At 73.9% G+C, this 12,346-nt stretch carries 11 protein-coding genes; 8 read left to right on the forward strand and 3 right to left on the reverse strand.

Annotated elements, in window-relative coordinates; all coding sequences use genetic code 11:
- Window positions 1-5: 5 nt before the first annotated feature.
- From LZ017_RS07115 to LZ017_RS07135, 5 genes are read left to right on the forward strand one after another with little or no spacing between them, the layout of a single operon-like run.
- The gene (locus LZ017_RS07115) at window positions 6-422 is read left to right on the forward strand and encodes a VOC family protein (RefSeq protein WP_241395910.1); all 417 of its coding nucleotides are present in this window, start codon (window positions 6-8) and stop codon (window positions 420-422) included.
- Window positions 423-440: 18 nt separating this feature from the next.
- Window positions 441-1,082 (forward strand): FMN-binding negative transcriptional regulator, encoded by a 642-nt coding sequence (locus LZ017_RS07120; RefSeq protein ID WP_241395911.1) that lies wholly within the window; start codon window positions 441-443, stop codon window positions 1,080-1,082.
- Between the two features lie 26 nt (window positions 1,083-1,108).
- Complete coding sequence (locus LZ017_RS07125) at window positions 1,109-2,371, forward strand: acetyl-CoA carboxylase biotin carboxylase subunit family protein (RefSeq protein ID WP_241395912.1); 1,263 nt, start codon at window positions 1,109-1,111, stop codon at window positions 2,369-2,371.
- Complete coding sequence (locus LZ017_RS07130) at window positions 2,358-3,902, forward strand: MFS transporter (RefSeq protein ID WP_241395913.1); 1,545 nt, start codon at window positions 2,358-2,360, stop codon at window positions 3,900-3,902. Before LZ017_RS07125 ends, LZ017_RS07130 begins: the two co-directional genes overlap by 14 nt.
- A 15-nt stretch (window positions 3,903-3,917) precedes the next feature.
- Window positions 3,918-5,153: an ATP-grasp domain-containing protein gene (locus LZ017_RS07135; protein ID WP_241395914.1), complete on the forward strand. Its 1,236-nt coding sequence runs from the start codon at window positions 3,918-3,920 to the stop codon at window positions 5,151-5,153.
- A gap of 11 nt (window positions 5,154-5,164) precedes the next feature.
- On the opposite strand, the gene LZ017_RS07140 is transcribed toward LZ017_RS07135, so the two are convergent.
- A complete protein-coding gene (locus LZ017_RS07140; RefSeq protein ID WP_241395915.1) occupies window positions 5,165-5,575 on the reverse strand; it encodes an ACT domain-containing protein in 411 nt (136 codons plus the stop codon).
- Window positions 5,576-5,615: 40 nt separating this feature from the next.
- Window positions 5,616-6,431, reverse strand: a complete 816-nt coding sequence (locus LZ017_RS07145; RefSeq protein ID WP_241395916.1) for a helix-turn-helix domain-containing protein — start codon at window positions 6,429-6,431, stop codon at window positions 5,616-5,618.
- Between the two features lie 118 nt (window positions 6,432-6,549).
- On the opposite strand from LZ017_RS07145, the gene LZ017_RS07150 reads away from it, so the two are divergent.
- Window positions 6,550-8,010, forward strand: coding sequence for an amidase (locus tag LZ017_RS07150; protein ID WP_241395917.1), 1,461 nt, complete (start codon window positions 6,550-6,552; stop codon window positions 8,008-8,010).
- Here LZ017_RS07150 and LZ017_RS07155 read toward each other — a convergent pair.
- Window positions 7,995-10,028 carry a DEAD/DEAH box helicase gene (locus LZ017_RS07155; protein ID WP_241395918.1) on the reverse strand — a complete coding sequence of 678 codons (2,034 nt, stop codon included), beginning with the start codon at window positions 10,026-10,028 and terminating at the stop codon, window positions 7,995-7,997. The two genes, LZ017_RS07150 and LZ017_RS07155, sit on opposite strands and share 16 nt — an antisense overlap.
- Window positions 10,029-10,172: 144 nt before the next feature.
- Here LZ017_RS07155 and LZ017_RS07160 point away from each other — a divergent pair, with 144 nt between their 5' ends.
- Entirely contained in the window at window positions 10,173-11,141 is a 969-nt protein-coding gene (locus LZ017_RS07160; RefSeq protein WP_241395919.1) for an alpha/beta fold hydrolase, read from the forward strand.
- Window positions 11,138-12,346 (forward strand): saccharopine dehydrogenase family protein, encoded by a 1,209-nt coding sequence (locus LZ017_RS07165; protein WP_241395920.1) that lies wholly within the window; start codon window positions 11,138-11,140, stop codon window positions 12,344-12,346. The genes LZ017_RS07160 and LZ017_RS07165 overlap by 4 nt, the downstream gene beginning before the upstream one ends.

The following is a 12,346-nucleotide window of genomic DNA, read 5'->3' on the forward strand; positions in this document are numbered from 1 at the left end:
TCGCGATGACGCTGGCCCGTGCCGTTGGCATCAACCATGTCTCACTCGAAGTGGGGGACATCGCCGCGGCGGTGGACTTCTACACCGCGCTGCTGGAGGTCGAGGTCGACGACCTGAGCGAGGACCGCTGCTCGCTGGAGCTGGGCGACCAGTTCATCGCGCTGACGCGCGGGCGCGAGCAAGGGCGCGACGGCGAGCGCCATTTTGGCCTTGTGGTCGACGACAAGGAGCGGCTGCGCGCGCGGCTCATCGAGCTGGGCATCCCGCTGCTGCCGGGGCGCTTCCTGGGCTTCCTGGACCCCTGGGGCAACCATGTCGAGATCGTGGGCTACGCCAACATCCGCTTCGCGAAGACGCCCGCGGTGCTGGAGGACATGGGCCTGTCCGCGCTGCGCAAGAACCCGCCCGCCGCGGCGTCCTGAGCCCGGAGGCGCAGCGACATGCACAGCCAGCCTTTGTTCGAAGTCCGCGACCCCGCGCGGCTCCATGAGCTGATCCGCGCGCACGCGCTGGGGACGCTGATCATCCAGACCGTCGCCGGCCCCTATGTGGACCATTTGCCCTTCGCGCTGCAGCCGGACGGCGGCCGCCTGGGGCGCCTGGAGACCCACGCGGCGCGCGACAACCCCTTCTGGAGCCAGCTGCCGGACGGCGTGGACTGCACCGTGGTCTTCAGCGGCCCGAACGCCTACATCTCGCCGTCCTGGTATCCGTCGCGCCAGCTGCACGGGCGCGTCCAGCCGAGCTGGTACTACAGCGTGGTCCACGCGCGCGGCCGGCTGCGCCAGGTGCGCGACGCGGGCGCGCTGCATGCCGGCGTGCGCCGCATGACCGAGTACTTCGAGCGCGGCCGCCCCGAGGCCTGGCGCGTGGACGAGGCGCCGGCGCATTTCACCGAGGCGCTGCTGGCGCACATCGTGGGCATCGAGATCGAGATCGACGAGCTGGTCGGCAAGTGGCAGGTGGGTCAGCAGCGCAACCAGGCCGACCGCGAGGGCATCGCCGCCGCGCTGGCCCGGGCCGACACCCCCGCCGAGCACCAGCTCGCGCAGACCATGCTGGCCTGCGCGCCACGGCGCTGACGCGCCGCCTTCATCAAGGATCTTCCATGCCTGTTTCACGCAAGGGCCAGGACTACTGCCTGGTCCTCGGATCGGAGAAATTCCGCCATCGCGCGCTGCTGGGCGCGGCGCGCGTGACCGACCTGCCCATCGCCATCCTCGCGCCGGACGCCTGCGTCAACGGCCATGCCTTCGCCGACTTGAGCCTCAGCGGCAACCACTGCCATCCGCGCCAGGCGCTGGCGGCGATCGAGCGCTGGCAGGCGCGCAGCGGGGCCCGGCCGCGCGCCGTGGTGCCGCTGATCGAGATGTGCCTGGAGGCCGGCCAGGCCATCGCCCAGGCCTACGGGCTGCGCTATCTCAGCGCCGCCGCGATGGGCCGCGCGCGCAACAAGTACGAGATGCGCCGCGCCTTCGAGGCCGCCGGGCTGCCGGTGCCGCGCTACCGGCCCTTCGGCCACCTGGACGAATTGCGCCAGCAGGCCGCCCAGCTGCGCTTCCCGATCGTGATCAAGCCACGCAACGCCGGCGGCAGCGAGGGCGTGGTGCTGGTGCGCACGCCGCAGGAGCTGCCCGCGGCCTTCGAGCACCTGGCGGGCGCGATGGCGGGCTACCGCGAACGCCATGCCCTGGACGAGTCGCTCTTCCTTGCCGAGGAATATGTGGACGCACCCTACGAGGTGTCGGTGATCCTGGCCACCTCGCCGCGCGGCATCGCGGTGCTGGGCGTGGAAGACAAATACCTCGGCGCGCCGCCGTACTTCGTCGAGATGGGCCATTCCATGCCCAGCGTGTTCGCCGGCAGCGAGGTGGTCCGCGCCACCGCCATCGCCGCCTGCCGCGCGCTGGGCGTGGACCGCGGCGTGGTGGAGGTGGAGATGAAGCTGCACGACGCCCAGCGCGTCGTGCTGATGGAGCTCAACGCGCGCCCGCCCGGCGATTGCAGCCTGGACATGCTGGAAAGCGCGTCGGGCGTCAATCTCTTCGAGACGCATGCGCGCGCCTACCTGGGCGACGACGTGGAGCCCGAGCCGGTGCCGCTGCAGGGCCGCGCCGCGATCGCCTTCATGAACGCCGCCCCCGGCACGGTGGCGCGGGTGCGCCTGCCGGGTGCCGATCAATTGCCCGATGGCGTGGTCGCGCTGCAGGCCTGGCGCCGCCCCGGCGAGCGCATCGTGCGCAGCCACGATTCCAACAGCCGTGACGGTTCGGTGCAGTTCTACTGGCCCGAGGACCCGGCGACGCACTGGCTGACCGAGCACCTGCGCGTCGCGGCGCAACTGGCGGAACAGATCTATGAGTGCCGGTGAACGCGTGGCCGCGGCCGCGGCGCTGGCGGGCGCCGAGCCTGCCGAGTCCGCCGTGCTGGGCCGGTGGCCGCGGCTGGCGGTGCTGCTGGCCATCCTGCTGTGCTCCTACGCCATCGCACTGGAGGCCACGGTGGTCAGCGCCGCGATTCCGACCGTGATCCAGGGCTTTGGCGGGCTGTCCGATCTTTCCTGGGTGTTCAGCGCCTACCTGATCGCGCAGGCGGTCACCATGCCGCTGTTCGGCGGCGCGTCGGACCGGCTGGGCCGCAAGCGCTGCTACGCCGTCGCGGCGGCGCTGTTCTTTGCCGGCACGCTGGCCTGCGGGCTGGCCTGGGACCTGGCGTCGCTGGTGCTGTTCCGCGTGCTGCAGGGCGTGGGCGCGGGTGGGCTGATCACCGTGGGCACGGCGGCGCTGAACGACATCATCACGCAGCACCAGCGCGGCCGCTACCAGGCGCTGATCAACGCGGTCTGGGGCCTCGCGGCGGTGTCCGGGCCGGTGGTCGGCGCGCTGGTCATGCAGTGGCTGGACTGGCGCTACATCTTCTGGATCAACCTGCCCATCGTGCTCGTGTCCACCGCGCTGCTGATGCTGTACCACCGCGGCCGGCCCGCCGCGGGCGGGCAGGGCGGCGAGCCGGAGGGCGGGCTGGCGCTGATGCCCTCGCTGTACCTGTGCGCCGCGCTGCTGTCGGCGATGGTCATGCTGGTCCATGGGCAGACGCTGACACGGGCCCAGTGGATGGCCAGCGCCGCGCTGCTGGGCGTCGGCGCGCTGCTGCTGTGGCAGTCGCAGCGCACCGGGACGGCGCCGCTGTTCCCCGCGGGGCTGCTGCGCCTGCCCATCGTGCCGCTGGCGGCCGGGTCGGCCTTTCTGTGCGGCGCCGTCGCGATGGGCGCGACCGTCTACGTGCCCAGCTTCGCGGCGTTGATGCTGCGCGCCGACACGCTGGCCATCGGCTCGACGGTGGGCCTGATGACCCTGAGCTGGACCTGCAGCGGCATCGCCGTCGGTCTGCTGCTGCAGCCCGGGCAGTTGCGCCGCGCGGCGATCGTGGCCAGCGCGCTGGTGCTGGGCGGGCTGCTGCTGCTCGCGGCGGCGGCGGGGCAGGCGGGCGGCATGGCCGTCGTGCTGCTGGCCTGCGGCCTGCTGGGCCTGGGGCTGGGCGGCTGCAGCGTGGTCTTCTCGGTGGCGCTGCAGTCCCTGGTCGGCGACGCGGTGCGCGGCAGCGCGACCTCTACTTTCTACCTCGCGCGCATGCTGGGCCAGGCCATCGGCGTGGCGCTGTGCGGCGGCGTGCTCGCCGGCAGCGATGCGCAGGCGCGCCAGCTGCTGCGGCAGCAGACCGACCCCGCGGCGCTGGCCGCCGAGCTGGCACGCGGCCTGGGCGATGGCGCGGCGCTGGCGGCGTCGCTGCGCGGCGGCTTCGTGCTGTTGTTCGCGCTGCTCGCCGCGCTGGGGCTGGCCCATCTGTGGCTGGCGCTGCGCACGCCGCGAGCCGCGTTACCCGTTTCCTCCCCGACGACCTGAGCCCGAAAGGCCCCCATGAAGATCCTGATCCTGCACCGCGTCGCCTACGACAAGATCGCCTACCACCGTGGCATCGACCATGCGGCCCATGAGGTGGTGTACGTGGGGCTGGCCGACAAACTGCGCGACATCCCGGCCGAGCTGCGCTGCCGCCGCATCGTGCGCGAGGACCTTGGCGAGCAGGTCTGCGATTCGGTGCTGGCGGCGCTGAACGGCGAGCGCGGCTTCGACCGCGTGATCTCGCTGTCGGAGTACGAGCTGCTGGAAGCGGCGCGCTTGCGCGACCTGTTGCATGTGCCGGGCCCGTCCTACGAAGACGTCCGCCTGGTGCGCGACAAGGTGGCGATGAAGCGCGCGGTGTTCTCCGCTGATCTGGACGCACCGCGCTATGTGGCGCTGGGGGCGCTGCGCGACGGCGCGGCCTGGCTGCCCTGGACCGGGCGCACCGTGCTCAAGCCCACCCATGGCGCGGGCAGCGAAGACGTGGTGATCTTCGATACCGCGGCGGCCTGCCTGCACGCGCTGCTGAACCGCAGCACCGGCGTGGCCGCGCTGGACGACGAGAACCCGCGACCCGACGGCTACGAGCTGGAGGAATTCGTCAGCGGCCCCATCGTCCACTTCGACGGCCTGGTGCAGGATGGCGTGGTCCGCGCCGCGCTGGGCAGCCGCTACATCGGCAACTGCCACCAGTACAACGAGAACCGGCCGCTGGGGTCCTACCAGTTCGAGCTGGACCCCAAGCGCCTGGCCTGGGTTCAGCACGTGATCGGCGCGCTGCGGCTGCGCAGCGGCGCCTTCCACCTGGAGGCGATCGAATCCGAGCGCGGGCTGGTGTTCCTGGAGATCGGCAACCGCAGCGGCGGCGCCGGCGTGCCGGAGGCCAGCTCGCGGGCCTGGGGCGTGGACTTCCAGTCGCTGGAGCTGGCGCTGCTGCTGGACGACGGCCATGTCGACCTCGGCGGGCTGGCCCACCAGGGCCGCCATTACGGCTGGTATCTGCTGCCGGGCCATCGCTACGCGCAAGGCCGCTGGGTGGCGCCCGACGGGCTGGATCGCTTCAGGCAGGACCCGCGCGTGATCCGCTGGCACGAGCGCCCGGCGCACGAGGACTTCGACGCCAGCCCCAGCTACGACCTGCCCGCGCTGCCCTATGCCGGCATCGTCGGCGCCGAGCGCCCGGAGGCGGTGCGCGACTACCTGCAGGCGCTGTTCGCGGCGCTGCAGTGGCGCGGGCGCGAGGCGGGCTGAGCCGGCCCGCGTCAGCGCTGCGCCGACTGCCGCTGCAGCCGGCGCAGCGCGTCCAGCGCCGGCTGGGCCGAGTCGACGGGCACGAAGAGGTGGTCGTGGAAGGCGGCGGCCATCACATTGCAGCTGATCCCCGCGTCGCCCAGCGCGCGCGCGAACGCGGCCGTGAGCCCCACCGCCTGCAGGTCGGAATGGACCGTCAGCGTGATCCATGCGGCGCGGAACAGCACCGTCAGGCCGGCCCGCGCGGCATCGGCCTCGGCGGCGATCACCGTGAGCCCCTCCGCTTCGCGGAAGCTGGCGACCAGCGGCAGGCCGCCCAGATCGGTGCCCAGCGGCACGGAGGCGTAGACGTAGACGCCGGGGTTCAGCGTCGGCTCCATCGTGGCGAGCAGCGTCGCCAGGTCCGAGACGGGCGCGGTCATGGCATCTCCTGGACGGCGCAGGCGGATGGGCCGCGGCGCATCATGGGGTGGCGGCGCGCATCGCCGTGGCGATGTCGCGGTAATCGCCGGGCGCGAGCCCGCAGGACTGTCGCCAGGCGTGGCCGAAGTGGGCCGAGTCGAAGAAGCCGGCGGCCTGGGCCACCTCGGTCAGCGAGGGGGGCGCGGGCTGGCGCAGCAGTTCGCCGGCGAGTTCGATGCGCGTGGCCTGGCGCAGCAGGTTGAAGCTCAGCCCGGCCTGCGTGAAGCGGCGCTGCAGCGTGCGCGGGCGGCAGCCCAGCGCGGCGGCGCTGGCGACGAGGTCGGCCTCGGGCTGCTGGCGCAGCAGCGCCAGGGCCTCGGCCAGGGTGTCGCCGGCCGCGTCGCCCAGGCTGCGGGCGGATTCGGCCAGCGAGCTGGGCAGGGCCTGGGCCGCGGCGTCGCGCAGCGCGGCGATGCAGGCGGCGACGGTGTCGCGCCGGAAGCCGTCATCGGCGATGCCGGCGCGCGCCTGGCGCTGCAAGGCCGGGCCGGGGGCCTGCAGCTGGGTGTCCACGCCCAGCGGCGCGAGCCGGTTGTAGCGGTTCCAGCCCAGGCGGAAGGCGGCGTCGTCGCGGGCGGGGCGCACCAGGCGGGCCATGGGGTTGGCGTCCAGCCGGGCCAGTTCGCGCAGGCGCGCCTCGAGCGGCCGGTCGCCGCGTCGCAGGCGCCGCGCGCGCTGGCTGCGCCGCAGGTAGTCCGCATGCGCGACCAGGCCGCGCACCGCGCTGCGCACGCTCCAGGCGAACAGCCCGCCGGGCGGCTCGGTGGCGCCGTCCAGGGCGGCGGCCAGCAGGTGGTAGCTCTGGGGGGTGTTCATGTCGACAGGCGGGTGGCGCGTTCATACAAGCCGGCGGCGGCCTGCGCGCGCAGCATCGCGTCCAGCAGGGATTCTTGCAAGGGGCGCGCGGTGCGCTCCGGGGTCTTTGGGAGCGATCATGGAACGACGAGAGGTATTGCGGCAGGCCGCGGCGGCGCTGGGCACGCTGGGGCTGGCGGAACACGGGCTGGCGCGGGACGCTGCGCCGGATCCGCTGGCGACGCTGGACGGCAGCGCGCAGGCGGCGCTGGTGCGCGCGGGCACGGTCTCGCCGCTGGAGTTGGTGGACGCGGCCATCGCGCGCATCGAGCGGCTGAACCCACGCCTGAATGCGCTGGTGGAAACCGGCTTCGAACAGGCCCGCGCCCGCGCGAAGCGCGGCGTGGGGGCGGGCGACGGGCCGTTTCCGGGTGTGCCCTATGCGATCAAGGACCTGCTGGACGTGCAGGGCCTGCGCCGCACGTCGGGCTCGCGCCTGCTGCGCGCGCAGCGTCCGCAGGCCAGCGCCGAGCTGGTGCTGCGCTCCGAGGCCGGCGGGCTGATCGTGCTGGGCAAGACCAACACGCCGGAGTTCGCGCTCAACGCCAGCACCGAGCCGCTGCTGTTCGGCCCCTCGCGCAACCCCTGGGACCCGCAGCGTTCGGCCGGCGGTTCCTCGGGCGGCGCGGCGGTGGCGGTGGCCTCGGGCATGCTGCCGCTGGCCCATGCCAGCGATGGCGGCGGCTCCATCCGCATTCCGGCCTCCTGCTGCGGGCTGTTCGGCCTCAAGCCCAGCCGCAGCCGCATGGTGGGATCGCTGCCGACCGACAGCGGCGTGGAGCATGCCCTCTGCCGCTCGGTGCGCGACAGCGCGCGGCTGTTCGCGTGGAACCAGCGCCGCGACGCGCAGGCGCCGCTGCCGCCCATGGACGCGGTCGAGGGGCCGTCGCCGCGGCGGCTGCGCATCGGCCTGTGCGTGGAGGACGTGCTCGGCCGCCCGCCCAGCGCCGAGGTGCGCGCCGCCACCGAGGCCGCGGCGCGGCTGTGCGAGAGCCTGGGCCATGCCGTGCAGCCGGTGCGGCTGCCGGTGGACGGCGAGCGCTTCATGGACAGCTTCATGGTGGCCTGGAGCGGCGGCGCGGAGCGCATGCTGCAACTGGCCGAGTCGCAGGGCGCCGACCCGGAGCAGGTGCTGGAGCCGTGGACGCGCCACCTGGCCGCGCACGCGCGCGGCCTGCCGGCCGAGGCGCTGCCCGCGGCGCGGGCGGTCTTTGCCCAGGTCGGGCGCGACCTGGACGCGCTGCTCACGCGCGTCGATGTGCTGCTGACGCCGGTGCTGGCCGACGAGCCGCCGCCGCTGGGCGTCCTCGGTCCCCAGGTGGCGCCGGCGCAGCTGTGGGAGCGCCTGATGCGCTATGTGGGCTACACGCCGATGCACAACGTCGCCGGCACGCCGGCGATGTCGGTGCCGCTGGGGCGCAGCCGCGCGGGCCTGCCCATCGGCACACAGTTCGCGGCGCGCGTGGGCGCGGAGGGGCTGCTGTTCGCGCTGGCCTTCGAGCTGGAGGCGGCGCGGCCCTGGACCTATCCGGTGCTGTGATCCTCGGCGGCGGCGCGGGCGCGCCAGAACGCGGTGTCGATGGGCTGGCTGGCGCCGCTGCGCTCGTTGACCAGCCAGAACTGGCGCCCGTCCGCGCTGATGCGTGACACCTCGCCGACCTGGCGCCCCGCGCGCACGCGCAGGCCCAGCGCGTTGGCCGGGAAGTCGGGATGGCGGGCCAGCTCCTCCAGCGGCTGCACGCGGCGCGTGTCGCCGGCCAGGCGCAGGCGCTGCACCAGTGGCGCCAGCAGCGGGCTGGCCGCGTCGACCGGCGACAGGAACAGCAGCAGCTTGGCCTGCGCGCGGCTGAGCGCGACGTTGAGCAGCCGCGCCGCCTCCTCGGTCTGCAAAAAGGGCTGGTCGCCGGCCACTGGGTCGAACAGCAGCACCGGGGCCTCGCTGCCCTGGGCGCGGTGCACGGTGCTGACGCGCACCGCGTCGGGCAGCGCGCGGGCACGCAGGCAGTGACGGATCAGCGCGCGCTGGGCGCGGAACGGCGTCAGCACGACCAGCTCCCGCGCCGTCCAGGCGCCGTCCCGCAGCGCGGCGGCCACGGTGTCGGCGATGGCCTCGGCGGACTCGCGCCGCAGCGGGCCGCGCGCGGCGGCCGACCAGGCGCCGCCGCTGGCGATGGGTTCGATGTGCACGGCCGTGCCAGCGTCCAGCGCGCCCAGTGCGCGCTGGCGCGCGGCGCGCCAGGCGGGCGAGGCGAGGGCGTCGTCGGCCACGCGCAGCGCGCCGTCGTAGAACAGCTCGCTGACCAGTTCGCCGATGGGCTCGGCCATGCGCGACTGCTCGTCCAGCATGCACACCGACGGACCCTGGCGCGGCATGTGCGCGAAGGCAGACCGGCCCAGCCAGAGCCGCGCGCCGCGGTCGCTGCTGCGCAGCACCGGCGAAAGCTGCTGCGGGTCGCCGGCGAACAGCCGCGCCCGGCCCAGCGGCATCAGCGCCAGCACGTGCGCCAGGCTCACCTGACTGGCCTCGTCGAAGACCAGCAGGTCGAAGGGCGGCGAATCGTCCTCCGACAGCGCGCGCAGCGTGTCCAGCGTGAACAGCGCGCGCGTGGTCGTCATGCAGGCCAGGCGGCAGTGGCGCAGCACCTGCAGCGAGGCGGCGCGCAGCGCCTGGCGCAACGCGGCGACGCGGTCGGACCAGGCCTTCAGCGCGGCGGCGTCGCGCGTCGCGGGGCGGGCCGCCTCGGCATGCGCCAGGCGCGCGATCAGCGCCGGGTCCGCGGCCGGGATCAGGTGCTCGCGGCCGGCGTAGGCCGTGGCGTCGAAGCGCGTGCCCAGTCGCTGCACCGCGCCGCGGTGGGCCTCGCGGCGGCCCTTCTGCAAGGCCTTGTCGACCGCGACCGTGGCCAGGTCCACCGCCTGATTGGTGCTGGACAGCAGCAGCACGCGCGCCTGCGGGCGGCGCTCCAGGTACTCGGCCAGCAGCACGCCCAGCGTGGTGGTCTTGCCGGTGCCCGGCGGCCCCCACAGATAGGCGCTGCTGTGGCGCGGCAGCGCAAGCGCCGCGCGCTGCGCCGGACGCAGCCAGCGGAAGGGGCTGCCGTCCAGCACCGGCGCGTCCGCGCAGGGCGCGGGCCGGCCGAGGTCCGCCAGGCTGGCGAGCGCGCGCTGCGCCCAGGCCTCGTCGCGCCAGGACTCGGCCAGCGCATTCAGGAAGCGCGGCGGGTAGAGGCGGATCAGCTGCTCCGGCCCGGGCGGCGCGCTGCTGGCGTTCTGCAGCAGCAGCTGGTCGTCCTCGGCCAGCACCGCGAGCACGCGGGCCCCGCCCTTGCGCGGCGCGCCCCACCAGGCGGCGGCGCCGTCCAGGCTGTCGTCCAGCAGGGCCTGGGCGGAGGCCTGGCCCGGCCGCAGGCCGGCGGCATACACATGGTCCGGATCCAGCGTGACGCGCCACAGCGCGTCCTCGCGCTCGCAGCGCAGCACCTTGAAGTCGTAGTACTCGGGAGTGGCCGCCAGCTCGGCGTCCAGCGCGGCGCGCAGCTCGGCAAGGCGGGTGGCCATGGGCGGGGGAGGCGGACGAAACGAGGGCGCGACTATAGCCGCGCGTTCTCGGTAGAACTACCAGGATCGTTGAAAACATAATAACCGTTATGATGAATCGCAAGAAAGCCGACCTCCCACCTCCTTCGACCCAGCGAGCAGGCCTTGAATCCATTGCCCGACTTTGTCCACGCCGGCGCGCTGCGCCTGGCCTATGAAACCCAGGGGCCGCGCGATGGCGTGCCGGTGCTGCTGGTCCATGGCCTGGGTCAGCAGCTGACCGGCTGGCCCGACGCGCTGGTGGCGATGCTGGCCCAGGCCGGCTATCGCGTGATCCGCTTCGACAACCGCGACGTCGGCAAGTCCAGCCGCCTGCGCGGCCGGCCCTCGCTGGGCTGGCTCTATCTGCGCGCGCGGCTGGGGCTGCCCGGGGCCGCGCCCTATCGGCTGGACGACCTGGCGCACGACACCGTCAGCCTGATCGACCAGCTGTGCCGCGGGCCGGTTCATCTGGTCGGCGCGTCCATGGGCGGCATGGTCGCGCAGATCGTCGCGGCGCGCTTCCCGGCGGCGGTGCGCTCGCTGTGTTCCATCATGTCCAGTTCCGGCGAGCGCGGCCTGCCGCAGGCGCGCGCCGACGTGATGCAGCTGATGATGAAGGCGCCGCGTGCCGGCGCGTCGCTGGAGCAGGTGGTGGCCCATGGGGTCGCGCTGTGGGAGCGCATCGGCAGCCCGGACTACCCGACCCCGCGTTCGCGGCTGGAGCTCAAGGTGCGCCGCGACCTGGCGCGCAACGGCGCCGACGCGGGCGGCGCGGACCGGCAGTTCGCCGCCATCCTGGCCTCGGGCTCGCGCGTGCCGCTGCTGGCCCAGGTGCTCGCGCCCACGCTGGTGCTGCATGGCGAGGCGGACCCGCTGGTGCCGCCGGAGGCGGGCCGCAGCACGGCACGCCACATCCCCGGCGCGCTGTTCGAGGGCATTCCCGGCATGGGCCACGACTTTCCGGACGCGCTGCTGCCGCGGCTGGCGGAGCGGTTGATCCGCCACTTCCGTTTCGCCGACCGCGCCGCGGCGGGCGATCCCGCGCCGGCTCAGCCGGGGCAGCCACACATCACGCAGGGAGCATGGGCATGAGGGTTCTGGCATTGGGAGGCTGCGGCCTGATGGGGCGGCACTTCGTCGAAACGGCGATCCGGCTGCAGGCCTTCGACCATCTGACGATCGCCGACCGCAACCGCGACGCCGCCGAGCGCTACGCGGCCCGGCTCGCCCAGCCGGCCATCGACGCGCTGGAGGTCGACGCGCGCGATCCCGAACGGCTGACCCAGGTGCTGCGCGAGTACGACGTGGTGGTCTCGACCATCGGGCCCTACTACCTGTTTGGCTGCGGGGTGCTGGAATGCGCGATCGCCGCGGGCTGCCACTACATCGACATCTGCGACGACCCCGAACCGACGCTGGCGATGCTGGCGCTGGACGCGCGGGCGCGCGCCGCCGACATCACCGCCATCGTCGGCATGGGTGCCAGCCCCGGCGTCGCCAACCTGCTCGCCAGCCAGGCGATACGCCGCGCGGGCGAGCCGCATCGCGTCGTCACCACCTGGGGCAGCTCCTCGCGCGCCAAGGAGGACGCCAACAGCGACCAGGACCTGGGCGCGGCGCTGGACCACTGGGTGGAGCAGCTGACCGGTCAGATCCCCGTCTATGCGCAGGGCCGCATCGTCGCCAGCCGGCCGCTCGCCGCGGTGGACCTGCATGTGCCGGGCCTGGGCCGGGTTCTGGCGCACACCGTGGGCCATCCCGAGCCGGTCACGCTGCCGCGCGCCTTTCCCTTCATCCGCGACAGCGTCAACGCGATGGTGCTGTCGCGCGGCCTCTTGGGCCTGCTGCGCGTGCTGCAGGCGCGCGTGGACCGGCGCGGCCACAGCGTGCGCGACACGGCCGAGCTGCTGCGCCGCGTCGCGCTGCACAAGGACATGTCCGGACTCAGCGCGCGCGAGACCTGGTCGCTGGCGCTGGGCGCGATGTCGGAGTCCGTCTTCGGGCGGCGCTACATCCCGGCCGAGATGTCGGCCATCGCCGAGGGCCGGCGCGACGGCCGGCGCCAGATCTGCAGCGCCTGGCTGAATGGCGAGATCCCCGGCGGCATGGGCCCCAACACCTGCATTCCCACCGCCGTCGCGCTGCTGATGCTGCGCCGCCAGCAGATCAGCCGCCGCGGCGTGCATGCGCCCGAGGCGGTGGTCGACCCGGACCTCTTCTTCGCGCTGCTGAGCCCCTTCGTGCGTGCGCAGGACGCCAGCCAGCCGGTCGTGACCCTGCGAGAGGCCTGGGTCTAG

The sequence above is a fragment of the Pelomonas sp. CA6 genome (assembly GCF_022549225.1).
Lineage (GTDB): Bacteria > Pseudomonadota > Gammaproteobacteria > Burkholderiales > Burkholderiaceae_C > Roseateles.